This is a genomic window from Streptomyces sp. NPDC044719, assembly GCF_056433405.1.
Genome location: NZ_JBWKHE010000004.1, coordinates 98,434 through 122,091, shown reverse-complemented (window position 1 = coordinate 122,091; position 23,658 = coordinate 98,434). Strand labels below are relative to the sequence as shown.

24 protein-coding genes are annotated in these 23,658 nt (G+C 72.6%); 15 read left to right on the top strand and 9 right to left on the bottom strand.

The window, feature by feature from the left end:
* Position 1 precedes the first annotated feature (1 nt).
* Positions 2-1,327, top strand: a complete 1,326-nt coding sequence (locus AC07DF_RS16490) for a glutamate-1-semialdehyde 2,1-aminomutase (protein ID WP_478971218.1) — start codon at positions 2-4, stop codon at positions 1,325-1,327.
* Positions 1,328-1,367: 40 nt separating this feature from the next.
* Here AC07DF_RS16490 and AC07DF_RS16485 read toward each other — a convergent pair whose 3' ends face one another.
* Entirely contained in the window at positions 1,368-2,030 is a 663-nt protein-coding gene (locus AC07DF_RS16485; RefSeq protein WP_478971216.1) for a phosphatase PAP2 family protein, read from the bottom strand.
* 159 nt (positions 2,031-2,189) lie between these two features.
* Here AC07DF_RS16485 and AC07DF_RS16480 point away from each other — a divergent pair, with 159 nt between their 5' ends.
* On the top strand, positions 2,190-2,615 hold the full coding sequence (locus AC07DF_RS16480; protein WP_478971214.1) for a GNAT family N-acetyltransferase: 426 nt from the start codon (positions 2,190-2,192) through the stop codon (positions 2,613-2,615).
* Here the strand turns inward: AC07DF_RS16480 and AC07DF_RS16475 are convergent.
* Genes AC07DF_RS16475 through AC07DF_RS16465 form a run of 3 tightly spaced genes read right to left on the bottom strand, consistent with a single transcriptional unit; the run spans position 2,612 to position 4,815 of the window.
* Positions 2,612-3,169 carry a TetR/AcrR family transcriptional regulator gene (locus tag AC07DF_RS16475; RefSeq protein ID WP_478972693.1) on the bottom strand — a complete coding sequence of 186 codons (558 nt, stop codon included), beginning with the start codon at positions 3,167-3,169 and terminating at the stop codon, positions 2,612-2,614. The genes AC07DF_RS16480 and AC07DF_RS16475 overlap by 4 nt on opposite strands.
* 58 nt (positions 3,170-3,227) lie before the next feature.
* Positions 3,228-4,619 (bottom strand): amidase, encoded by a 1,392-nt coding sequence (locus tag AC07DF_RS16470; protein ID WP_478971212.1) that lies wholly within the window; start codon positions 4,617-4,619, stop codon positions 3,228-3,230.
* Positions 4,606-4,815 carry a hypothetical protein gene (locus tag AC07DF_RS16465; protein WP_478971210.1) on the bottom strand — a complete coding sequence of 70 codons (210 nt, stop codon included), beginning with the start codon at positions 4,813-4,815 and terminating at the stop codon, positions 4,606-4,608. Before AC07DF_RS16465 ends, AC07DF_RS16470 begins: the two co-directional genes overlap by 14 nt.
* A 119-nt stretch (positions 4,816-4,934) precedes the next feature.
* Between AC07DF_RS16465 and AC07DF_RS16460 the strand changes: the two genes are divergently transcribed.
* The 6 genes from AC07DF_RS16460 (at position 4,935) to mug (ending at position 11,338) form a co-directional block, all read left to right on the top strand.
* The gene (locus tag AC07DF_RS16460) at positions 4,935-5,816 is read left to right on the top strand and encodes an MBL fold metallo-hydrolase (RefSeq protein ID WP_478971208.1); all 882 of its coding nucleotides are present in this window, start codon (positions 4,935-4,937) and stop codon (positions 5,814-5,816) included.
* Between the two features lie 156 nt (positions 5,817-5,972).
* Positions 5,973-7,313, top strand: coding sequence for a hemolysin family protein (locus tag AC07DF_RS16455; RefSeq protein ID WP_478971206.1), 1,341 nt, complete (start codon positions 5,973-5,975; stop codon positions 7,311-7,313).
* On the top strand, positions 7,310-8,323 hold the full coding sequence (locus AC07DF_RS16450; protein WP_478971204.1) for a hemolysin family protein: 1,014 nt from the start codon (positions 7,310-7,312) through the stop codon (positions 8,321-8,323). Before AC07DF_RS16455 ends, AC07DF_RS16450 begins: the two co-directional genes overlap by 4 nt.
* A gap of 60 nt (positions 8,324-8,383) precedes the next feature.
* The gene (locus AC07DF_RS16445; RefSeq protein ID WP_478971202.1) at positions 8,384-9,157 is read left to right on the top strand and encodes an SGNH/GDSL hydrolase family protein; all 774 of its coding nucleotides are present in this window, start codon (positions 8,384-8,386) and stop codon (positions 9,155-9,157) included.
* 184 nt (positions 9,158-9,341) lie between these two features.
* Positions 9,342-10,784: an adenylosuccinate lyase gene (purB, locus tag AC07DF_RS16440; RefSeq protein WP_478971200.1), complete on the top strand. Its 1,443-nt coding sequence runs from the start codon at positions 9,342-9,344 to the stop codon at positions 10,782-10,784.
* An 8-nt stretch (positions 10,785-10,792) separates the two neighbouring features.
* Positions 10,793-11,338 (top strand): G/U mismatch-specific DNA glycosylase, encoded by a 546-nt coding sequence (gene mug / locus AC07DF_RS16435; protein ID WP_478971198.1) that lies wholly within the window; start codon positions 10,793-10,795, stop codon positions 11,336-11,338.
* Between the two features lie 4 nt (positions 11,339-11,342).
* On the opposite strand, the gene AC07DF_RS16430 is transcribed toward mug, so the two are convergent.
* From AC07DF_RS16430 to AC07DF_RS16420, 3 genes are read right to left on the bottom strand one after another with little or no spacing between them, the layout of a single operon-like run.
* On the bottom strand, positions 11,343-11,774 hold the full coding sequence (locus AC07DF_RS16430; RefSeq protein WP_478971196.1) for a hypothetical protein: 432 nt from the start codon (positions 11,772-11,774) through the stop codon (positions 11,343-11,345).
* 56 nt (positions 11,775-11,830) lie between these two features.
* Positions 11,831-12,556 (bottom strand): ABC transporter permease, encoded by a 726-nt coding sequence (locus AC07DF_RS16425; RefSeq protein ID WP_478971195.1) that lies wholly within the window; start codon positions 12,554-12,556, stop codon positions 11,831-11,833.
* A gap of 3 nt (positions 12,557-12,559) precedes the next feature.
* Positions 12,560-13,480 (bottom strand): ABC transporter ATP-binding protein, encoded by a 921-nt coding sequence (locus AC07DF_RS16420; RefSeq protein ID WP_478971193.1) that lies wholly within the window; start codon positions 13,478-13,480, stop codon positions 12,560-12,562.
* 108 nt (positions 13,481-13,588) lie between these two features.
* On the opposite strand from AC07DF_RS16420, the gene AC07DF_RS16415 reads away from it, so the two are divergent.
* From AC07DF_RS16415 to AC07DF_RS16405, 3 genes are all read left to right on the top strand, one after another.
* On the top strand, positions 13,589-14,767 hold the full coding sequence (locus AC07DF_RS16415; protein WP_478971191.1) for a sensor histidine kinase: 1,179 nt from the start codon (positions 13,589-13,591) through the stop codon (positions 14,765-14,767).
* A gap of 14 nt (positions 14,768-14,781) precedes the next feature.
* Positions 14,782-15,444, top strand: a complete 663-nt coding sequence (locus AC07DF_RS16410) for a response regulator (protein WP_478971189.1) — start codon at positions 14,782-14,784, stop codon at positions 15,442-15,444.
* Positions 15,445-15,532: 88 nt separating this feature from the next.
* On the top strand, positions 15,533-16,684 hold the full coding sequence (locus AC07DF_RS16405) for an ROK family transcriptional regulator (RefSeq protein WP_478971187.1): 1,152 nt from the start codon (positions 15,533-15,535) through the stop codon (positions 16,682-16,684).
* Positions 16,685-16,784: 100 nt separating this feature from the next.
* Here AC07DF_RS16405 and AC07DF_RS16400 read toward each other — a convergent pair whose 3' ends face one another.
* On the bottom strand, positions 16,785-17,546 hold the full coding sequence (locus AC07DF_RS16400; RefSeq protein ID WP_478971185.1) for a GntR family transcriptional regulator: 762 nt from the start codon (positions 17,544-17,546) through the stop codon (positions 16,785-16,787).
* 169 nt (positions 17,547-17,715) lie between these two features.
* The gene (locus AC07DF_RS16395) at positions 17,716-18,603 is read right to left on the bottom strand and encodes an RNA polymerase sigma-70 factor (RefSeq protein WP_478971183.1); all 888 of its coding nucleotides are present in this window, start codon (positions 18,601-18,603) and stop codon (positions 17,716-17,718) included.
* A gap of 110 nt (positions 18,604-18,713) precedes the next feature.
* Here AC07DF_RS16395 and AC07DF_RS16390 point away from each other — a divergent pair, with 110 nt between their 5' ends.
* The 4 genes from AC07DF_RS16390 to AC07DF_RS16375 all read left to right on the top strand — a co-directional run bounded on the left by AC07DF_RS16390 (position 18,714) and on the right by AC07DF_RS16375 (position 23,506).
* Positions 18,714-19,367, top strand: a complete 654-nt coding sequence (locus tag AC07DF_RS16390) for an NADPH-dependent F420 reductase (RefSeq protein ID WP_478971181.1) — start codon at positions 18,714-18,716, stop codon at positions 19,365-19,367.
* A 107-nt stretch (positions 19,368-19,474) separates the two neighbouring features.
* Positions 19,475-20,305, top strand: coding sequence for an alpha/beta fold hydrolase (locus AC07DF_RS16385; protein ID WP_478971179.1), 831 nt, complete (start codon positions 19,475-19,477; stop codon positions 20,303-20,305).
* A 48-nt stretch (positions 20,306-20,353) separates the two neighbouring features.
* Positions 20,354-21,793 carry a MocR-like pyridoxine biosynthesis transcription factor PdxR gene (gene pdxR, locus AC07DF_RS16380; protein WP_478971177.1) on the top strand — a complete coding sequence of 480 codons (1,440 nt, stop codon included), beginning with the start codon at positions 20,354-20,356 and terminating at the stop codon, positions 21,791-21,793.
* Positions 21,794-21,931: 138 nt separating this feature from the next.
* A complete protein-coding gene (locus AC07DF_RS16375) occupies positions 21,932-23,506 on the top strand; it encodes an alkaline phosphatase D family protein (RefSeq protein WP_478971175.1) in 1,575 nt (524 codons plus the stop codon).
* Positions 23,507-23,658 lie beyond the last annotated feature (152 nt).

Sequence of the window (23,658 nt, the reverse complement as noted above, 5' to 3'; positions counted from 1 at the left end):
CGTGGACACTGAGGAGTTCCTCCTGCCCCGGTCGCGGGCGGCGAACGAGCGGCTGCACGCCCTGGTCCCCGGGGGCGCGCACACCTACGCCAAGGGCGACGACCAGTACCCCGAGAACCTGGCCCCGGTCATCAGCCACGGCCGCGGTGCCCATGTGTGGGACGTCGACGGCAACCGCTACGTCGAGTACGGGTCCGGCCTGCGGTCGGTCAGCCTCGGCCACGCCCACCCGCGCGTGACCGAGGCGGTGCGGCGGGAGATCGACCGCGGCAGCAACTTCGTCCGGCCGTCCGTCGTGGAGGTCGAGGCCGCGGAACGCTTCCTGGCCACGGTGCCGACCGCCGAGATGGTGAAGTTCGCGAAGAACGGCTCCGACGCCACCACCGCCGCGGTGCGTCTCGCCCGCGCCGCCACCGGGCGCCCGCGGGTGGCCGTCTGCGCCGACCATCCGTTCTTCTCCGTCGACGACTGGTTCATCGGCACCACGCCGATGTCCGCCGGCATCCCGGCGGCCACCACCGACCTCACCGTGGCGTTCCCCTACGGCGACCTGGCCGCCACAGAGGAGCTGCTCACCCGGTATCAGGGGGAGGTCGCCTGCCTGATCCTCGAACCGGCCACCCACACCGAGCCGCCACCCGGCTACCTCGCCGGCCTGCGCGCGCTGGCCGACCGGCACGGCTGCGTACTGGTCTTCGACGAGATGATCACCGGCCTCCGCTGGTCCGAGGCGGGTGCCCAGGGCCTGTACGGCGTCGTCCCCGACCTCTCCACGTTCGGCAAGGCGCTGGGCAACGGGTTCGCCGTCTCCGCGCTGGCCGGGCGCCGCGAGCTGATGGAGCGGGGCGGGCTGCGGCACTCCGGCGACCGGGTGTTCCTGCTGTCCACCACGCACGGCGCGGAAACGCACTCCCTGGCGGCCGCGATGGCCGTGCAGGCCACCTACGTCGAAGAGGGGATCACCGCCCGGCTGCACGCGCTCGGCGAACGGTTGGCGGCCGGTGTCCGCGAGGCCGCGGCGAGCATGGGCGTCGGCGACCACGTCGTCGTCCGGGGCCGGGCCAGCAACCTGGTCTTCGCCACCCTCGACGAGAACCGGCAGCCGTCGCAGGAGTACCGCACCCTGTTCCTGCGCCGGCTCCTCGCGGGCGGGGTGCTGGCCCCGTCGTTCGTGGTGAGCAGCGCGCTCGACGATGACGACATCGATCACACCGTCGACGTGGTGGCCCAGGCGTGTGCGGTGTACCGGAAGGCACTGGACGCCGCCGACCCCACCCCCTGGCTGGCCGGGCGGCCGGTGAAGCCGGTGTTCCGCCGCTCGGTATGAACGTGACGCGGCATCAATGACGGTCCCGCTTGACGCGGCATCAATGACGGTCCCGTCGACCGGCGTCGGCCACCCGGTCGACCAGCCACGCGGTCGCCGGTACCACCGCCAGCGCGGTGCACCAGCCGCCGAGGACGTCGGTCGGGTAGTGCGCGCCGAGGGCGACCTGCGCCCAGCCCATGGCGACCCCGGCGACGAGCGCCGCGGCGAGCACGAGCACCGTGCCGGCCGTCCTGCCGAGGCCGAGCCGGCCGGTCGCGAGCAGCGCCGCCACGAGGGCGAGCGCGGTGAGGAAGGCGGTGTGCCCGCTCGGGTAGGACAGGTTGTCGGCGCCGTGAATGGTGCGTCCCACCAGAGGCTTGAGCAGCTTCGTCGCCCCCACGGTCAAGCCTGTGCCCGCGACGACGAACGCCGCCGCGCGAGGGTGCCGAAGCAGCAGACAGCCTGTCACGGTGGCCACGACCAGCGCCGCCGCTCCCAAGGGCTCCGCCAGGAAGTCCGTGGCCAGAGCGAAGTACCGCCACGGCGGCCGCGCACCGTCCACCGCCGGCTGGATCCACCCGTCCACGGTGCCGGGCTCGCTGTGCCCGGCGTACAGGGCCCCGAGCGCGACGACCACCAGCGCGGCGAGGGTCGCGATCAGCCCGAGCCACCCGCGCGGTGCCGCAGGCAGCACCGCGGGCGCCGACCGGTGGGCCCCCATCACAATTGGGCGCCAACTCCCCACGAACGAGCCCCCCGTCGTGTCCGACTCTGCCCGCGCGGGCGCCGCCAGTCTCCGGTGTCCACCCTAACCAACGGGCGGTTCACCGGTACGGAAACCGGTTCGCCAGACAGGCCGGCCGTCTGCTTGGCTCGCCCCATGAGCGATCTTCACATCCGCTGCGCGACCCTCTCGGACATCGACACCGTGCTGCGGTTCTGGCGCGAAGCCGCGGAAGGAACCAGCATCAGCGACGACCACGACGGAGTGGCCCGCCTCATCACACGAGACCCCGAAGCCCTGCTCCTCGCCGAGCGCGACGGTCTCCTCACCGGCACCGTCATAGCCGGCTTCGACGGATGGCGATGCTCCGCCTACCGACTCGCCGTGCACCCGGACCACCGCCGGCAAGGTATCGCCACCGCCCTCCTGGAAGCCGCCGAACAGCGCTTCGCCGCCCTGGGCGGGCGACGCGTCGACGCCATGGTCCTGGAGGCCAACGAACAGGCCCATCACACCTGGGCCGCGGCCGGCTACCGGCGCGAGGACCACTGGCGGCGCTGGGTCAAGCCCCTCATCGGCTAGGGAGTGTCTCCGGCCGGGCCGAGGACCCCGGCCACCAGCCGCTGGGCGTACGCGGCGTCGAGGCCGTCCGGGCGGAAGAGGATGCGGTACATCACGGGTGCGACGACCCGGTCGATCACCGTCTCGACGTCGGGTGTCCGCTCCCCGCGTCCGGCCGCGCGGGCGAGGACGAGGCCGATCTGCTCGGCGGCGTAGGCCGAGCACTGGCCGGCGTTGCCGCCGTCCGGGTCGCCGAGCAGGGCGTCGCGGATGTAGGCGCGGCCGGCGGGCGAGGCCATCTCGTCGAGGAACTGCTCGGCCCAGGCCGTCAGGTCGGCCGGCAGGGTGCCGTGGTCGCCGGGCGTGGTGTCGGGCCGCAGGCGCTCGACCGCCACGTCCGACAGCAGTGCCGTCAGGTCGCCCCAGCGGCGGTAGATCGTCGACGGTGTCACGCCCGCGCGCTGGGCGACCAGCGGCACCGTCAGGGCGTCCCGGCCCAGCTCCGAGGCGAGTTCGCGCACGGCGGCGTGCACCGATGCCTGGACCCGGGCGCTGCGGCCGCCGGGGCGCACCATCTGTCTGCTCACGGCACCCACCTTAAAGCGAACCCTTTGCGTCTGGTGCGGTTCTCGTTCAGGCCGCGGGCGCGAGCCGGCGGGCAGGCCGGGTCTGTTCGTAGGCGTGGCCGACCCGCAGGAGCAGCTTCTCCGCGAGCGGCCGGCCGAGGAGTTGCATGCCGATCGGCAGGCCCTCGGAGTCATGGCCGACCGGTACGGACAGGGACGGCACGCCGGTGATGTTGGCGGGGGCGGAGAGCCGCACATAGGCGTCCGAGACGCCCTCGACGGTGCCGTCGGCCCAGGTGATCGTCTCCTGGCCGGCCGGGACCGCGGTCGCGGGGAGGGTGGGGGCGGCGATCAGGTCGACGTCGCGCAGCATGCTCGCCCACTCCCGCCGCATGAGGGTGCGGGAGCGCTGGGCCCGCAAGTAGTCGCCGGCGGGCATCAGTTCCCCGGCCTCCAGGAGGATGCGGACATCGGCCTGGTAGAGCTCGGGGACCGTGCGCAGGGTGCTCTCGTGGTAGGCGGTGGCCTCGGGCACCATCAGGCCCCACTGGGTGGCCTGGATGTAGCGGGTCATGGGGATCTGGACGTCGACGAGCCGGGCGCCGAGATCCCGGAGCCGGTCGATCGCGTTGCGGACGGCGGCTTCCACCTCCGCGTCGACGTGGTCGAAGTACCAGGTGCGCGGCACGCCGATGCGCAGTCCGGTCAGGTCGGTGCCCTCGGCCGGCCGGTGGTCCGCCGGGGGTGTGGTCAGGGAGGCGGGGTCACGGGGGTCGTGGCCGGCCAGGGCGTCGAGGACCAGGCCCGCGTCCTCGACGGTGCGGGTGATCGGGCCGACGTGGTCCAGGGACCAGGACAGCGAGGTGACGCCGTGGCGCGGGACGAGGCCGTAGGTCGGCTTGAGGCCGACGACCCCGTTGAGAGCGGCGGGGACGCGGATGGATCCGCCGGTGTCGGTGCCCAGGGCGAAGGTGGCGGTGCCCGCGGCGACGGCGACCGCGGATCCGCCGCTGGAGCCGCCGGCGACCCGGTCGCGGTCCCAGGCGTTGCCGGTCTGCGGGGTGGTCAGCCCGTAGGCGAACTCGTGGGTGTGGGTCTTGCCGACCAGGACGGCTCCGGCCGCGGACAGACGGGCGGCGACGGTGCTGTCGGTGTGCGCGCGATGGCCGGCCCTGACCCGGGAACTGGCCGACGTCGCCAGTCCGGCCGTGTCGATCAGGTCCTTCAGCCCCATCGGGATGCCGTGCAGCGGACCGCGGTGCCGGCCGGCCGCGATGTCCTGCTCGGCTTCGAGCGCGGCCCGGCGGGCGTGCTCGGCGGTGACGGTGACATAGGCCCCGAGCCGCGGCTCCACCTCTTCGACGCGCTCCAGCACGGAGTCCGCCAGCTCGACGGGGGACAGCCGCCGCGCCCGGATCTGGTCGGCGGCGGCGCCGAGGGTCAGTTCATACGGCTGCATCGTGAGCCTCCTGTGCCGCGCGATAGGCGGGGGCGGGCGGGGTGTCGCCGAAGTCGAGCTCGCGCAGGACGGCGACCACGGAGTGGATGTGGTCGGCGGTGGCAGCGACCGCGGCGTGCCGGTCGGCCGGCAGGACGAGCCCGGCGCGGTGGGCCCAGCGGGCTGCTTCCGGGGGTGTGAGTTCGGTGCGGGCCATGAGCTCCCCTGTGAGCGATAAAAGCTAACTGTTTGCGTTAGTGGACTGTAGGACCTACGGTCGGCTTAACACAAACCGATTGCTTTAACAGCTCGCTGCAAGCGCTCGAGGAGACACCGATGACCACATGGGCCGTGGGCGACCTCACCATCCACCGCATCGACGAGGTCCTGCTGCCGCCCGCCACCGGACCGTGGCTGCTGCCCGACGCCACACCGGACGTCGTGGCGGGGCAGGACTGGCTGCACCCCCACTTCGCGGACGACGACGGCGTCCTGCGCCTGGACAGCCACAGCTTCGCGTTCACCGCCGGCGGGTTGCGCGTCCTGGTCGACACGGGCATCGGCAACGGCAAGCAGCGGGCCGATCCCGCCTGGCACGACCTCGACACCGACTACCTGCGACGCCTCATCGCCGCCGGATTCCCCCCGGACTCGGTGGACTTGGTGATCCTCACCCATCTGCACGCCGACCACGTCGGCTGGAACACCCGGGAGGTGAACGGCACCTGGGTGCCCACCTTCCCGCACGCCCGCTACCTGACCTCCCGCGTCGAGCGGGAGTTCTGGGCCGGGTACGCCATGGACGAGGCCCGCGCGCAGATGTTCCGCGACTCCGTGATCCCGGTGGAGGAAGCGGGGCGGCTCGATCTCGTCGACGTCCCCGCCGAGGGCCTCGAAGTCGCCCAGGGCCTGCGCCTGATCCCGACTCCGGGGCACACCCCCGGCCACCTCGCCGTAGAACTGACCAGTCATGGACGGAGGGCGCTGATCACCGGCGACTGCGTCCACCACCCCGTCCAGCTCGCCCACCCCGGCATCGGAGCCTGTGTCGACATCGCCCCCGGGCAGTCCGAGACCTCGCGCCGGGGGCTGCTTGACTCCCTGGCCGGTACGGACACCCTCCTCCTGGGCACCCACTTCGCGCCGCCCACCGCCGGCCGGGTCGTCGCCCACGAGGGCGCCTACCGGCTCGCGCCCGCCCCCGCCGACTCGCCCTGAGCAACCCCGCGGAAGGACTTTGCCCATCCTTTACCCTTGGATGGCCACTCGGTTCTGCATGAAAGGTTGTGAGCGTCCGCCCATGGGCGTGCCTCCCAGTTCGCGACACCGCGCGTTCCGCCCCGTCCTGGAGAACCATGGAACGGGGGTGAACCGATGACCGAAGTGCTCCTCCTCCTGGCGGCGATCCTGCTCTCGCTCGCCTGCGGCGCCTTCGTGGCCGCCGAGTTCTCCCTCACCACGGTCGAGCGCGCCGAGCTGGAGCGGGCGGTGGAGCGCGGCGAGCGAGGCGCGCAGGGCGCGCTGAAGGCCGTACGGAGCCTGACGTTCCAGCTGTCCGGGGCGCAGCTCGGCATCACCGTCACGAACCTGGTCGTCGGCATGCTCGCCGAGCCGTCGATCGCGGCGCTGATCGCCGGACCGCTGGAGGACGTGGGCGTCTCGCGCTCGGCGTCGCACACCCTCGCGCTGGTGCTCGGCACGGCCGCTTCGACGGTGTTCCTGATGGTGGTCGGCGAGCTGGTTCCCAAGAACTGGGCGATCTCCTCCCCGCTGACCGTCGCCAAGACCGTGGGCAACGCCCAGCGCTGGTTCAGCGCCGCGTTCCGGCCCTTCATCACCCACCTCAACAACACGGCGAACCGGGTGGTGCGCCGGATCGGTGTGGAGCCCGCCGAGGAGCTGGCGTCGGCCCGCGGGCCGCAGGAGCTCGCGGCGCTGGCCCGCCACTCGGCCAAGGAAGGGGCGCTGGAGGCCGACACCGCCGAGCTGTTCGTGCGGACGCTGAACCTCGCCGACCTGACCGCCGAGAACGTGATGACGCCCCGGGTCCAGGTCGTCGCCCTGGAGGTGCAGGCCACCCTGGAGGACGTGGCGAACGCGACCCGGGCGACCGGTCTTTCGCGGTTCCCCGTCTACCGCGGCACCCTCGACTCGGTCGTCGGCACCGCGCACGTCAAGGACGTACTGGCGGTACCGGCCGAGCGCCGGACCCGGATCTTCGTCTCCGAGCTGATGCGCGAACCGCTGCTGGTCCCGGAGACGCTCACCGTCGACCGGCTCCTGGACCGGCTCTCCGGCAAGCGCACGATGGCCGTCGTGATCGACGAGTACGGCGGTACGGCGGGCGTGGCCACCCTGGAGGACATCGTCGAGGAGGTGGTCGGCGAGGTGCGCGACGAGCACGACCCGCACGAGCTGCCCGATCTCGCCCCGGCCGGCACGGACGAGGCCGGCCACGCCCTGTACTCGGCCGACGGCTCCGCGCGCGTGGACCACCTGGAGCGGGTCGGCCTGCGTGCGCCGGAGGGTCCGTACGAGACGCTCGCCGGGCTGGTGGCGACGGTGCTCGGCCGGATACCGGCCGCAGGTGACACCCTCGAGGTCGCCGGCTGGCGGATGGAGGTCCTGGACGCGGCGGGCCGCCGGGCGGCGCGTGTCCGGCTGCGGGCGCCGCTCGACGACGAGAAGCCCGACGAGAAGGGAGCCGAGCTGTGACCGCCGTACAACTGCTGATCGGTCTGGCGACGCTCGTCGTCAACGCCTTCTTCGTCGGCGCCGAGTTCGCGCTGATCTCGGTGCGCCGCAGCCAGATCGAGCCCTACGCCGACCGGGGCGACCGGCGCGCCAAGAGCGTGCTGTGGGGCCTGGAGCACGTGTCGGCGCTGATGGCGGCCGCGCAGCTCGGCATCACGCTGTGCACGCTGGTGCTGGGCGTGGTGGCCGAGCCGGCGATCGCGCATCTGCTGGAGCCGCTGTTCCACGCGGCGGGCGTCCCCGAGGGGGCGGGGCACGCAATATCGTTCGTGATCGCGTTGGCTCTGGCCACGTATCTGCACATGCTGCTCGGCGAGATGGTGCCGAAGAACATCGCGCTCGCCGAGCCGGTGCGCAGCGCGCTGGCGCTCGGCCCGCCCCTGGTGGCGCTGTCCCGGGCGCTGCGCCCGGTGATCTTCACGATCAACGCCTTCGCCAACACACTGCTGAAGCTGCTGCGCGTGGAGGCCAGGGAGGAGGTCGCCGCCTCCTACTCGGACGCGGAGATAGCGCAGATCGTGAAGGACTCCAGTGAGGCCGGCCTGATCGACGACCGCGCCCAGGAGCGGCTGCACGACGCGCTGGAGCTGGGCCGCCGCCCGGTGCGGGACGTGGTGCTGCCGCTGGAGAGGGTGGTGTACGCGAGCGTGGGCGTCACTCCGGACGAGCTGGAGCAGCTCACGGCGGAGTCCGGGTTCTCCCGCTTCCCGGTGGTGGACGAGGGGCGGCGGATCGTCGGCTATCTGCATGTGAAGGACGCCCTGGAGGCCCTCGGGCGCGAGGTGCCGTTCCGGCTGCGGGACATGCGGCCCATCGCACGCGTGCGGGAGCACACACCGCTGGACGACGTTCTCACCGCCATGCGCGGCAGCCGTACGCATCTCGCGGCGGTTCTCGGGGCGGACGGCCGGCTGGCCGGGCTCGTGACCATGGAGGACGTACTGCGGGAGCTGTTCGGCCAGCGGACGTGAGCGGACTCTCGCCGGCCGACCGACTGCTGGGTATGTGCACGGGATATTATTTCCGTCGCCATGCACACGAACCCCACCCACAGCAGCCTCGTCGCGGTCGGCGACTCCTTCACCGAGGGCATGTCGGACCTGTTGCCCGACGGCACCTACCGCGGCTGGGCCGACCTGCTCGCCGCGCGGATGGCGGCCGGCACACCCGGCTTCCGCTACGCCAACCTCGCGGTGCGCGGCAAGCTGATCCAGCAGATCGTCGACGAGCAGGTGGACGTGGCGGCGGCCATGCAGCCCGATGTGATCACCCTGGTCGGCGGGCTCAACGACACACTGCGGCCCAAGTGCGACATGGGCCGGGTGCGCGCCCTCCTGGAGGAGGCCGTCGAGCGGCTGGCCCCGTCGTGCAAGCAGCTGGTGCTGATGCGCAGCCCGGGCCGGCGGGGCCCTGTCCTGGAGCGGTTCCGGCCGCGCATGGAGGAGCTGTTCGCCTGCGTCGACGAGCTCGCCGACCGGCACGGCGCGCTCGTCGTCGACCTGTACGGCGCCCCCTCGCTCGGCGACCCCCGGCTGTGGGACGTGGACCGGCTGCATCTGACGGCCGAGGGCCACCGCCGGGTCGCCGAGGCGGTGTGGCAGACGCTCGGCTACGAGCCCGAGGACACCGAGTGGCGCACGCCGATGCCGACGACGCTGCCGCCGGGCTGGGTCATGCGCCGCGCGGCGGACGTGCGGTTCGCCCGGCAGTACCTGCTGCCCTGGATAGGCCGCCGCCTGACGGGCCGCTCCTCGGGCGACGGCCTGCCGCCGAAGCGCCCCGAACTGCTGCCTTACGAGCTGTAGGACCTCGTGAACACCCGCGTGATCAACGTCAGGGGCCGGCCGCACGACTTCGGCCCACGGCTGGAGCTCGGACCCGCGGGCCGAGCTCGCCGAGCTCCACTCGTAGGTTCTCGCAGGCTCTCGTAGGTTCCGACGAAAAGGCCCGTGCGCTGGCCTGCACGAATCGCCAGTAGAATCCGTCCACGTGACTTCCGCTCCCGCCAAGCCCCGCATCCCGAACGTCCTCGCCGGACGGTACGCCTCCGCCGAGCTCGCCACGCTCTGGTCCCCCGAGCAGAAGGTGAGGCTGGAGCGGCAGCTCTGGCTCGCTGTGCTGCGCGCCCAGAAGGACCTCGGGATCGAGGTGCCGGACGCGGCGCTCGCCGACTACGAGCGTGTTCTCGACACCGTCGACCTGGCCTCCATCGCCGAGCGCGAGAAGGTCACCCGGCACGACGTGAAGGCGCGGATCGAGGAGTTCAACGACCTCGCCGGGCACGAGCACGTGCACAAGGGCATGACCTCCCGCGACCTCACCGAGAACGTCGAGCAGCTGCAGGTCCGGCTCTCGCTGGAGCTGATGCGCGACCGCGCGGTCGCCGTCCTGGCGCGGCTGGGCAAGCTGGCCGGCGAGTACGGCGAGCTGGTCATGGCCGGCCGCTCGCACAACGTCGCCGCGCAGGCCACCACCCTCGGCAAGCGCTTCGCGACCGCCACCGACGAGCTGCTGGTGGCCTACGGCCGCGTCGAGGAGCTGCTGGGCCGCTATCCGCTGCGCGGCATCAAGGGCCCGGTCGGCACCGCGCAGGACATGCTGGACCTGCTGGGCGGAGACGCCGCGAAGCTCGCGGAGCTGGAGCAGCGGATCGCCACCCACCTGGGCTTCTCGCAGGCCTTCACCTCGGTCGGCCAGGTCTACCCGCGCTCCCTGGACTACGAGGTCGTGACGACGCTGGTGCAGCTGGCGGCGGCGCCGTCGTCGCTGGCGAAGACGGTCCGGCTGATGGCCGGGCACGAGCTGGTCACCGAGGGCTTCAAGCCGGGCCAGGTCGGCTCCTCGGCGATGCCGCACAAGATGAACACCCGCTCCTGCGAGCGCGTCAACGGCCTGATGGTGATCCTGCGCGGCTACGCCTCGATGACGGGCGAGCTGGCGGGCGACCAGTGGAACGAGGGCGACGTGTCCTGCTCGGTGGTACGCCGGGTCGCGCTGCCGGACGCGTTCTTCGCGCTGGACGGTCTGCTGGAGACGTTCCTGACGGTGCTCGACGAGTTCGGCGCGTTCCCGGCGGTCGTGGCCCGGGAGCTGGACCGGTACCTGCCGTTCCTCGCCACCACCAAGGTGCTGATGGGTTCCGTGCGCGCGGGCGTGGGCCGGGAGCTCGCGCACGAGGCGATCAAGGAGAACGCCGTCGCCTCCGCGCTGGCGATGCGCGAGCAGGGCGCCGAGCGCAACGAGCTGCTCGACAAGCTGGCCGCCGACGCGCGCATTCCGCTCGACCGCGCCCAGCTGGACGCGCTGATGGCCGACAAGCTGTCCTTCACGGGTGCCGCGGGCGACCAGGTGGCCACCGTGGTCGCCCGGGTCGAGGAGATCGTGAAGCAGCACCCCCAGGCCGCGGGCTACACGCCCGGCGCGATTCTCTGACGCACCGCATGGCGCGCTTCACGCCCGAGGAGCTGGAGGCCGCCCGCGACCGAGTCGTGCCGGACGTGGTCGCGGACGGTCTGCGGGTGCTGTTCTGCGGGATCAACCCCGGGCTGATGACGGCCGCGACGGGCCATCACTTCGCCCGCCCCGGCAACCGCTTCTGGCCGGTACTGCACAGGTCCGGCTTCACACCCCGGCTCCTTAAGCCGTCCGAACAGCGGGAGTTGCTGTCGTACGGGCTCGGCATCACCAATGTCGTGGCGCGGCCGACCGCCCGGGCCGACGAGCTGAGCGCCGAGGAGTACCGGGAGGGCGGGCGGTTGCTCGCGCTGAAGGCGGAGCGGCTGCGGCCGGGCTGGCTGGCGGTGGTGGGTGTGACCGCGTACCGCGCCGCTTTCGACGACCGGAAGGCTCAGGTCGGGCCTCAGTCGCGGACGCTCGGGGACACACGCGTGTGGGTGCTGCCCAACCCGAGCGGGCTGAACGCGCACTGGACGGCCGAGACGATGGCGGAGGAGTTCGGACGGCTGCGGGAAGCCGCCGGGGGCTGATCCGCTACGGCGGATCCGCCTCTGTGATCAGGGCCAGCAGCTGAACCACGTCCGCCCCGTCCCGGTCCGCGACCGCCACGGCGACCCAGCGGCCGGAGCCCTCCACCTCCCACAGGTACGCGACGCTCGCGCGCTCGCTCAACTCGGTCCACGGCCGGGGGAGCTCCTCCTCTCCGGTGCGCAGCAGGACGGTCCGCAGGTTGTAGGGGGGTGCGTCCCCCCAACGTGAGGCGAGGAGTTCACAGACGGCGTCGCGGTCCTTCTCGAACTGGTCGATCGTCACCGCCCGGATCGCGGGGTCGCCGTCGGGCTCGCTCTCTAACACCGCCACGTGGTAGCCGGGGCCCGAGGAGCCGACATCCGACGGGCCGTGCTCCGCCGGAAAGGGGCGGTAGCACAGCTCGTCGATGAGGGCGATGTGCTGCGCGATGTGCATGAGTCCAGTAAACCCGCCACCACTGACACTTGGCGGGGCATCAAGCCCGTTGTCGGTCAGGCGTCCCGGCGCCGCACGCTCCATGCTCCCGCCACCAGTGCGGCGGCCGTCCAGAGCGCGGTCACCGCGAGCCCGGACCACGGCCCGAGGGTGCCGTCGTAGGTCTCCTTGAGGACCAGCTGCCCCGCCTTGTCGGGCAGGAAGTCGGCGACGCTGCCCGTGGCGTCGCCGATCACGAACCCTACGACGAGGATGAACGGGATCAGCAGCGACAGGGTGGCCACACCGCTGCGCAGCAGGGCGGCCAGCCCGGCGGCGAACAGGGCCATCAGCATGAGGTAGACGCCGCAGCCCACGACACCCCGCACCTGCTCGCCGGTGCTGAGCCCGTCCGCGGCCGGGCCGAGCCCCGCCCGCGCGACCATGAGGGCGGCGACGGCGGTCACCAGTCCCACCAGGAGGGCCGGTACGGCGATGACGGCCGCCTTGGCCGCGAACCACCGGCCGCGCCTGGGTACCGCGGCCAGCGAGAGCCGCAGCGCCCCCGGGTGGAACTCCGACGACACGGCCATGGCACCGAAGGCGATGACCGCGATCTGGCCGGGCAGAACACCGGACAGGGCCGTGAACAGCGGGTCGAACCCCGGGTCCGACGTCTCGGAGACACCGGCGATCGCGGAGAACGCCGTGGTCGCTGCGAACAGGGCCAGCAGGGCTCCCGGCAGTGAGCGGAGCGTACGGATCTTCAGCCACTCGGAGCGGAGTACGGGCGTGAGTTCCATGGTTCAGGCCTCCTGGGGCTGTGCGGTGAACTCGGTCTCGGCGGAGGTGAGGTCGAAGTAGGCCTGCTCCAAGGTGCCCTCCTCGGCGGCGAGTTCCAGGACCGGTACACCCCCTGCCGAGGCGATGCGGCCGATGTCGTCCACGCGTGCGTGGTGCACGGTCCAGTGACCGTCCACGTGCTCCTCGGCCTCGTGGCCGTGCCGGGCCAGGACGCTCTTCAGCGCGGTGGGGTCGCTCGTGCGGATGCGTACGCGCGGCCGCACGCGTGCGTGGATGAAGTCGCGCATCGCGGTGTCGGCCAGCAGCCGGCCCCGCCCGAGGACGACGAGGTGGTCCGCGAAGGACGCGGTCTCGTTCATCAGGTGGCTGGAGACCAGGACCGTCCGCCCCTCCCCCGCGAGCCGTCGCAGCAACTCCCTGATCCACACGATGCCTTCGGGATCGAGGCCGTTGGACGGCTCGTCCAGCATGACCACCTCGGGGTCGCCCAGCAGGGCGGCGCCGATGCCGAGTCGCTGGCGCATGCCCAGGGAGTACGTCCGCACGCGGCGCCGGGCAACCGAGGCCAGGCCCGTCTCCTCCAGTACCTCGTCCACCCGGCGGTCCGGGATGCGGTTGCTCACCGCCAGGACCCGGAGGTGGTCGCGAGCGGTACGGGAGCCGTGGGCGGCCTGCGCGTCGAGCAGGGCGCCGACGTGGCGCAGGGGTTCGCGCAGGGCCGCGTAGGCGCGGCCGCCGATGGTGGCGGTACCGGCGGTCGGCCGGTCGAGGCCGAGCACCAGCCGCATGGTGGTGGACTTTCCGGCGCCGTTGGGGCCGAGGAAGCCGGTGACGCGGCCGGGCAGCACGCGGAACGTGAGGTCGTCGACAGCGCGCCTGGTGCCGAACTCCTTGGTGAGGGACTGGACGTCGATGCTGGTCATGGCAGCAGCCTGGCCGGTCGTGCGGGGTGCGGGCCTCCCCCGGCGGTGGAGATCACCTCCCCCGTGCGGGGGAGGTCCGTTGTCAGTGGCGGCTGGCACGATGACGCAATGGCCCGCATGCTGCGCCCGTTCACGCGGGCGGTGACGTACAAGCGGTGGCTGCACATCATGGTGGCCATCGTGTGGCCGTCGTTGTGGCTGTTCGTCGAGGAGGCGTGGTGGACCCAGGTCACGGCCGCCGTGCTGCTGGGACTCGCGGGCCTCGTGCCCGTCACGCGGGTCGTGGAGGGATTCCAGGCCAGGCTGCTGCTGACCGGCCAGCGGCAGGACGGCGGTGACAGCGGCGAGATCGTGACCACGCCGTCGGTCACATGGGCCGATCGCGGGCGGACGGTGGTGTGGCTGGAGGCGCGGCTGGCCTTCGGCTGGGTCGTGGCCCACCTCTCCGTCCAGTTGCCCCTGCTCGCGGTCGACCTGCTGACGACGGGTCTCGGCCTTGGGCCCCTTGCCGACGGCTTCGTGACCGTCGAGGAGAACCGCTGGTGGCACGCCCCGCTGGCACTCGTGCCGTTGGCTCTGGCCGCCGTAGTCGTGGTGTGGTCGGGCCACTTCGTCACCGCGCTGGCCAAGCGACTCCTCGGCCCGTCATCCGCCGAGCGGATGGCGGCGCTGGAGGAACGCACCGAACAGTTGCTGGAACGCACGCGTATCGCCCGCGAGTTGCACGACTCCATCGGGCACGCGCTCACGGTCGCCGTGGTGCAGGCGGGGGCGGCGCGGGCGGCCGGCGACCCGGAGTTCACGGACCGGGCGCTGAGCGCCATCGAGGAGACCGGCCGCGCCGCCCTGGAGGACCTGGAGCGTGTGCTGGGCGTCCTGCGCGAGTCTCAGAAGCCCGTGAGCAGCAGACCGACGCTGGCGGACGCCGACCGGTTGCTGGATTCGGCGCGCGCTTCCGGGGCGAAGGTCGACGCCGAGGTGACCGGGCCCGTGGACGCCGTGCCCGGGCCGGTGTCGCGGGAGGGCTACCGGATCCTCCAGGAGGCGCTGACCAATGTGCTGCGACACGCGGGCGCGGTCCCGGCACACGTACGCGTGCACGTCACCGACGCCACCCTCGTCCTCGCGATACGCAACCCGCTGCCCGAGCCGATACCCGGCCCTGGCCCCGGACGCGGCAGCGGCCTTCGCGGCATAGGCGAGCGAGCGGCGTTGCTCGGCGGACGGGCCAGAACCGGCCCTGACGAAGGCGACTGGCAGGTTCATGTCGAACTGCCGTTGAGTTGATCTACGCTGTCCGGATGCCGGTCACCGTTCTCCTCGTCGACGACGAACCCCTCGTACGCGCGGGCCTGCGGGCCGTGCTGGAGGCACAGCCCGACATCGAGGTCGTCGGGGAGGCGGCGGACGGGGCGTCGGTGATCCCGCTCGTGCGGCGGCTGCGGCCCGACGTGGTCGCCATGGACGTACGGATGCCGCTGCTGGACGGCATCGAGGCCACCCGGGCGCTGCTGCGGACGGTCGACGAACCACCGCGGATCCTGGTGGTGACGACCTTCGAGAACGACGAGTACGTGTACGAGGCACTGCGGGCCGGGGCCGACGGGTTTCTGCTCAAGCGGGCCCGGCCGGCCGAGATCGTGCACGCGGTGCGGTTGATCGCCGAGGGCGAGTCGCTGCTGTTCCCGGCCTCGGTGCGGCAGCTCGCCGCCGAGTACGGCGACGACGGCGGGAACCGCGCGGCGCGAGCCGTGCTGGAGCGGGCCCAGCTGACCGAGCGCGAGGCCGAGGTGCTGCGGCTGATGGCGCGGGGGCTGTCGAACGCGGAGATCGCCGCCCGGCTGGTCGTCGGGACGGAGACCGTGAAGTCGCATGTGAGCGCGGTGCTGGCGAAGTTGGGGGCGCGGGACCGGACCCAGGCGGTGATCGCCGCGTACGAGTCGGGCTTCGTGGCACCGGGCTGATCAGCGGAGGCCGGTGCCGGGCCCTCGCCGGGGCGCTGCGCGCCGAGTACGATCCGGCCAACACGCGCGCGACCTGGGAGGACGGACGGTGGGGCGGCTGACCGGCGGGGATCCCTCGCTGCTGCGAAGGATCAATTCCGCGGTGGTGCTGCACGCGCTGCGTGCCACGGACTGCGCGACGCTGACCGAGATCACCCGGGTGACGGGGCTGTCCCGGCCGACCGTCGAGGGCGTCGTCGAAGGGCTCATCGAGGCCGGGCTCGTGGTCGAGAAGGCAGCCGAGGAGGGTGCCGCACGGCGGCAGGGGCGCCCGGCGCGGCGGTTCCGGTTCCGGGCGGAGGCCGGGCATCTGCTGGGGCTGGAGATCGGGGCACACCGGGTGGCGGCCATGCTGTCCGACCTGGACGGGCGGGTGATCGGCGCCCAGGCCAAGGACGTGTCCGAGACAGCGGGGGCCGACGAGCGGCTGGAGCGGCTGCGCGGGGCGGTCGCCGAGCTGCTGCGGCGAGCCGGTGTCGCACGGGGCTCACTGCGGGCCGTCGGCGTGGCGACTCCCGGGATCGTCGAGGCGGACGGCACCGTGCGGCTGGGCACCGCGCTGCCGGGGTGGACGGGGCTGCGGCTGGGCGAGCGGCTGAGCCGGTCCTTCAAGTGCCCGGTCCTGGTCGAGAACGACGCCAACGCGGCTGCCGTCGCCGAGCACTGGAAGGGCGCGGCCACCGAGTCGGACGACGTGGTGTTCGTGCTGGCGGGGCTCAGCCCGGGTGCCGGTGCGCTGATCGGGGGGCGGCTGCACCGGGGCTACGGCGGGGCGGCCGGCGAGATCGGCGCGCTGCATCTGCTGGGCCGGGAGGTCACGCCGGAGACCCTGCTCTCCACCACCGACGAACCCCTGCACCCCCTCGACGAGCAGGCGGTCGCCGAGGTGTTCGCACAGGCCCGCGAGGGCGACCAGCGGGCCCGCGCGGCAGTGGACCGCTTCCTCCAGCGCCTGGTCCACGACGTGGCGGCCCTCGTCCTGGCCCTGGACCCGGAACTGGTCGTCATCGGCGGCTGGGCAGCGGGCCTGGACGGTGTCCTGGGCCCCCTCCGCCAAGAACTCTCCCGCTACTGCCTGCGCCCCCCTGAGGTCACCCTCTCCCGCCTCGGAGACGCGGCAGTGGCGACAGGCGCCCTACGCCTGGCCCTGGACCACGTGGAGGAACAACTCTTCGCGGTGGAACAACGCCCCTTCAGGTAGCGTCCCTTCAGGCAGCGTCCCTTCAGGGGCGCGGGGAACTGCGCGACAAGCCACAACGCACCCGCAGTCCCCCACTCACGACACCCCCACGGCGCGACGGTCAGGACGCCTGCCGCTCCGGCCCGTCATGAATCTCCACCCCACCCGAGTCACCGAAGGTCAACCGGCACGTGTCAGCGCGATACGTAGCGACCGACAGCGCAGCCGTACGCCCCCCGGCGACGAACCGCGTCGTCACCACCAGAACAGGAGCCCCAGGCAGCCGATCCAGCTCCTTGGCATCATCGGCCCCGGCAGAGCCGAGCTCCACCGCGTTCTCCTGCCGCCCCAGCTCCAGCCGCTGCAACTCGCGCAGCACCGCTCGCGCACGGGCCGCTCCGGACGGCGCGTCTATGCCGGAGAGCTCGGGCACCGAGAACTCGGGGATGTAAAGCAGTTCCGCTGCCACCGGCCGGCCGTTCGACACACGGGAGCGGCGCACGACATGGACGGCCTCGTCACGGCCGGTCTCCAGCGCCTCGGCGACCGCCGCGGGCGGTACCGCCGCCAGGCAGTCGACGGGTTGCCAGGCGTCCTCGGACCCGCCGGGCCAGGTGTGCGGGCCGGTACCGAGGGAGACGCCCATGCGCGGCGGGGCGACGGTCGTGCCGACACCGCGGCGGCGCTGCAGCCTGCCTTCCAGTTCGAGCTGTTCCAGGGCCTGGCGGAGGGTGGCGCGGGCGACGCCGAACCGGGCCGCGAGGTCGCGCTCGTTGGGCAGGATCTCCCCCACCGAGAACTCCGAGTCGAGCGCTTCACTGAGCACGGTCTTGAGCTGCCAGTACTTCGGTTCCGGCACCGATTCCAGCTGCGTGGTCCCCACCCTGTCCTCCGCGATCGCCGTGGTCGGCGGCGTTTTAGCGCCCTTGTTTTTTAAAGGTTGTTTCACTTCTCTGCGACCATAGGGCGGCCCTGATCCTTGGTCAAGACCAATGGCCGGGAACGTTCACGGGGCGTCTCGTGCGAGGTCCCCGGGGCCGCTGGGGCACCGCCTACCCGGCGGTCAGCGACCGGAGCTTGTCGGGGTTCCGGACGATGTAGACCGCTTGGACCTGTCCCTCGGCGACATCGAGCTGGAAGACGGAGTCGGGCTTGTCACCGGACAGGACCAGCACGGCCGGACCGCCGTTGAGCTCCAGGAGACGCACGGAGAAGTCCGGGACGTCTCCCTTCCGCGCGGCGCCGACGAGGAAGCGGCCCACCTTGTCCGCCGTCTCAAGGACCCGCAGCGGCGCCCGCGCCTTGCCGCCGCTGTCGCCGACGAGACGGACGTCCGGGGCGAGCAGCGCCATCAGTCCTTCGAGGTCGCCGTCGGCCGCCGCGGCGAGGAACCGTTCGGTGAGGTCACGGCGCTGGGCGGGGTCGACCTCGTAGCGGGGCCGCCGCTCCTCGACGTGCTTGCGGGCCCGTCCGGCCAGCTGGCGCACCGCCGGTTCCCCGCGGTCGAGCATGGCGGCGATGTCGGCGTACGGAAAGCCGAAGGCCTCGCGCAGCACGAACACGGCGCGCTCCAGCGGTGACAGCGACTCCAGCACGACGAGGACGGCGAGGGAGACGGAGTCGGCGAGCACGGCCCGCTCGGCGGTGTCCGGCACGGTGTCGCCGAAGTCGGTGACATACGGCTCGGGCAGCCATGGGCCCACGTAGGTCTCCCCGCGGGACTTGATCTGGCGCAGCCGGTCGATGGCGAGGCGGGTCGTGATCCGTACGAGGTAGCCGCGCGGTTCGCGCACGTCTCCGCGGTCGCTGCCCGCCCAGCGCAGCCAGGCCTCCTGGACCACGTCCTCCGCGTCGGCCACGCGGCCCAGCATGCGGTAGGCGACGCCCAGCAGGACGGGGCGGTGCGCTTCGAAGACGTCGGTCGCGGTCTCGGTGGTCACGGCTCCATCCCAGCCCACCGGTGCGGCCCTGTCCAGGCGGAATCACCCCTTCCCGGACAGAATGGGCGACAGGACGCCGGTGATCGCCGGCAGGGTTCCCGGAGGTGGCGATGCGGTACGCGGTTCTGGGCACGGGAGACGTCGGGCGCACCCTCGGCGCCCGGCTGGTGGAGCTGGGGCACGAGGTGCGGCTCGGCTCCCGGACGAGGGACAACCCGGCCGCCGTGGAGTGGGCCTCCGCCGCGGGCGCCGGTGCGGACGCGGGAACGTTCGCGGAGGCGGCGGCGTTCGGCGAGGTCGTGGTGAACGCGGTCGGCGGGCGGGTCGCGCTCGCGGCGCTGGACGCGGTGAGGCCGGAGGACCTCGACGGGAAGATCCTCGTGGACGTCTCCAACCCGCTGGGGTTCGAGGAGGGCGAGCTACGGCTGTCCCCCGTCGAGTCGGACAGCGTGGGCGAGCAGATCCAGCGGGCTTTCCCGAACGCGCGCGTGGTGAAGACGCTCAACACCGTCAACTGCCGGGTGATGGTGGACCCCGGGCGGGTGCCGGGCGAGCACAACGTGTTCGTCTGCGGGGACGACGCGCGCGCCAAGGAACAGGTGACGGCCCTGCTCGGGGAGTTCGGCTGGCCGCGGGAGCGGGTGCTCGACCTCGGTGGCATCCGGGCGGCGCGCGCCGTGGAGATGTGGCTGCCGCTGTGGGTCGGCCTGATGCAGAAGTTCGGGCACGCGGACTTCAACCTGGAGCTGCGCCGGGCCCGTTGAGCGGCCCGAGGCCGTGAAGGTGACGACACCTCGGGGCTACCCGTCGGTAGCAATTGCTGACAAGCTGTCTACAGCGTCCGTCAGCGAGTACAGCCGAGGAGCACCCCATGTCCGCCACCGTCTCCTTCAAAGTCGCCTCCGCGCACGGCGAGCAGAACGTCACCCTGTCCTACACGCGCCGGGGCAGCGGCGCCCCGTTGCTCCTGCTGCATGGCATCGGCCACCACCGGCAGGTGTGGGACCCGGTGATCCCGGCGCTGGCGGCCGAGCGCGATGTGATCGCGGTGGACCTGCCCGGGTGCGGCGAGTCGCCGGCGCTGCCGGACGGCATGGCGCACGACCTGCCGACGATGAACACCGTCCTGGTGGCCCTGTGCGAGGCGCTGGAGATCGAAAAGCCGCATGTGGCGGGCAACTCGCTGGGCGGCCTGCTGGCCCTGGACCTGGCCCGGGCGCGGCTCGTCCGCTCCGTCACCGCGCTGTCCCCCGCCGGGTTCTGGAACGAGGCCGAGCGCCGCTACGCCTTCGCCGTGCTGATGACGATGCGGCAGATCGCCCAGCGGATGCCCCGCTCCGTCGTCGAACGGCTGGCGCGCCCGGCGATCGGCCGGACGCTGCTGACGAGCACCATCTACGCCCGCCCGGGCCGTCGTTCGCCCGAAGCCGTGATCGCCGAGACGCTGGCACTGGCCGGCGCCCAGGGCTTCTCCGAGACCCTCCGCTCCGGCCGGACCGTGCAGTTCACCGACGACATCGTGGGCACCCCGGTCACCGTGGCCTGGGGCAGCCGGGACCGGCTACTCGTCCCCCGCCAGGGCGTGCGGGCCAAGGGCGTCATCCCCGGGGCCCGGCTGGTACGGCTGCCGGGCTGCGGCCACGTCCCGATGAACGACGACCCGGCACTGGTCGCGAGGGTCGTCCTCGACGGCAGCCGCTGACCCGTACCGAGGCTCGCGCGGGGCGACAAGCCTCTAAGGTCTCCCTTCATGAAGCCACCCCAGAGCGCCCCGGGCACCGGTGCCGCGTCCGCCGCCTGGGAGCTGCTGCTCCCCGCCGCCGCGGCACCGGCACGCACGCGTGGCCGGTCCCTCCAGGCGGCGCTGCGCGAGGCGGTTCGCTCGGGCCGGCTTGCGCCGGGCACGCGGTTGCCGTCGAGCCGGGATCTCGCGGCGGACCTGGGGGTGTCGCGGGGCCTGGTCACGGAGGCGTACGAGCAGCTGACGGCCGAGGGCTATCTGCGCAGCGGCCGGGGAGCCGGTACCTGGGTGGGCGCGGCCACACGGGCCGCCCGGCCCCGGGCGCGGGACCTCGCCCCGCGCTCCCCCGGCTCCCGCGCGGACTTCGTGCCCGGCACGCCGGACCTGTCGCTGTTCCCGCGCTCGGCGTGGGCCGCCGCGCACCGCGACGTACTGGCGGAACTGCCGCACCAGGACCTGGGCTACCCCGACCCGCGCGGGCTGCCCCGGCTGCGTACCGCGCTGGCCGGACTGCTCGCCCGGCGGCGGGGCGTGGTGGCCGACCCGGAGCGGATCGTGGTGGTCTCCGGGGTCGCCCAGGCGACGGCCCTGCTCGGTTTCGCGCTGCACGCGCGCGGGGTGCGTACCGTCGGTGTGGAGGACCCCGGCAGTCCCCAGCACGACGCGCTGTACGCCTCGGCCGGGGTCACGGTCGTGCCGGTGCCCGTGGACGGCGAGGGGATCGCCCTGGAGTCGCTGCGGGCGTCGGGCGTGCGGGCCGTGGTGACGACTCCGGCCCATCAGTTCCCCACCGGCATCGCCTACTCGGCCGACCGCCGGGCCGGGCTGCTGGACTGGGCACGTGAGGTGGACGGCATCGTCCTGGAGGACGACTACGACGGCGACTTCCGCTACGACCGCGCCCCCGTCGGCGCGCTCCAGGGCCTCGACCCGGACCGTGTCGCCTACACGGGTTCCGTCAGCAAGTCCCTCGCCCCCGGGCTGCGGCTGGGCTGGCTGCTGGTGCCCGAGTCCTGGACGGAGGAGATCGTCGAACGCAAGCGCACCATGGACCTCGGCCACCCGGCCCTCGACCAGGCCCTGTTCGCCCGTTTCCTGGAACGCGGCGACTACGACCGCCAGCTGCGCCGCTGCCAGCGCGCCTACCGCGAGCGGCGTGACGCGCTGGTCGCCGCCCTGGACGAGCACTTCCCCGGTTCGGAGGTGTCCGGGATCGCGGCGGGCCTGCATGTGATCGCCACGCTGCCGGAGCGGTACGGCCCCGAGGATCGGTTCCTCGCGCGCGTGGCGGAGGCCGGGGTGGCGGTACGCCCGCTGTCGTCCTGCTCCCACCCGCGGGCCGAGAGCGCCGAGACGAAGAAGGTGCGGCTCGTCCTGGGGTACGCCCATGTGCCGCCCGCCCGGATCGCCGAGGGCGTACGCCTGATGGCGCGGGCGGCCACCGGGTGACTCCGCCGGGATCGCCCCTGCGTGCCGGTTCCCCCGCCCCTGCGGTCAGTTGTTCACTTGGGGTTCGTGTGTGCGCTGCGGCGTGCCAGTAGTTGTGGCTCTGCACACTGGCCGGATCCCGTCCCTGGAGGCGTATCCATGTCACACCGTCCGTTCCCCGGGCGCCGTAGCGTCCTGCGGGGCTCCCTCGCCGCGTCGGCGGCCCTGTCCCTGCCCACCGCTCTCGGAGCGGCGCCGGCCTTCGCCCGGTCCGGGCGTCCGAAGGCGGGGTGGGGTGTGCAGGCGGGAGACGTGACCTGCGACTCCGGGCTGGTGTGGGTGCGGTCCGACCGGCCCGCCCGGATGATCGTCGAGACGTCGGCGACCGAGTCGTTCCGCAACCCGCGCAGATGGCACGGCCCGCTGCTGGGCCCGGGCACCGACTTCACCGGCACGACCCCGCTGCGCGGGCTGCCGTCCGGCGAGCAGATCCACTACCGGGTGCTGCTCGCCGACCCGGACGACCCGCGCCGCACCGGCGAGCCGGTCACCGGTTCCTTCCGCACCGCGTCCGCCAAGCGCCGCGACGGGGTGCGGTTCGTCTGGTCCGGTGACCTGGCCGGGCAGGGCTGGGGCATCAACCCGGACCTCGGCGGCTACCGGATCTACGAGGCGATGGGCGCCCTGGACCCGGACTTCTTCCTCTGCAGCGGCGACAACATCTACGCCGACGGCCCTCTTACCGAGACCGTGGCCCTGCCCGACGGGCGGACCTGGCGGAACATCACCACCGAGGAGAAGGCGAAGGTCGCCGAGACCCTGGCCGAGTTCCGCGGCAACTTCCGTTACAACCTCCTGGACGAGAACCTGCGCGCCTTCAACGCCCGGGTCCCGTCCATCATCCAGTGGGACGACCACGAGGTCACCAACAACTGGTACCCGGGCGAGATCCTCGGCGACGCGCGCTACACCGAGAAGAACGTGGACGTGCTCGCCTCCCGTGCCCGCCAGGCGTTCTCGGAGTACTTCCCGATCTCGACGCTGCGCCGTCCCGGTGGCCGGGTGTACCGCGTGCAGCACCACGGCCCGCTGCTGGACGTCTTCGTCCTGGACATGCGCACCTACCGCAACGCCAACTCGACGGACGACCAGCCCACCGACGCGCAGGGCATCCTCGGCCGCGAGCAGCTGGAGTGGCTCAAGCGCGAGCTGTCCCGCTCCCGCGCGGTGTGGAAGGTGATCGCCTCGGACATGCCGATCGGCCTGGTCGTCCCGGACACCGGTGACGGCAAGCCGAACATCGAGGCGGTCGCGCAGGGCGACCCCGGCAAGCCGCTCGGCCGCGAACTGCAGATCGCCGAGCTGCTGCGGTTCATCAAGCACCGGCGGATCACGGGCACGGTGTGGCTGACGGCCGATGTGCACTACACCTCGGCGCAGCACTACCAGCCCTCGAAGGCCGCCTTCACCGACTTCGAGCCCTTCTGGGAGTTCGTGTCTGGCCCGCTCAACGCCGGTGCTTTCCCTGCGAACACGCTCGACGGCACCTTCGGTCCGGACCGCGTGTTCATCAAGGCGCCGACGACGGCCAACGTCTCGCCCGCCGGCGGCTACCAGTTCTTCGGCGAGGTCGACATCGACGGCGGAAGCGGCGAGCTGACGGTCCGTCTGCGCGAGCAGGACGGCACCGTGCTGTTCACGCAGGTGCTCCAGCCGGGCCGGGTCGGCCAGTAGATTCCGGTGGGTCCGGCAAGTACGGAGCGCAATGTTTGAAGCGTCGATAAAGGGGGCAAACTGCCCCCTTTACCCGCCAGACACAAAGAGTTCGCGATCACGCAACACCGTTCCGTCACAGTGGGTGCATGACGCGAAAAGTGACTGAAGCG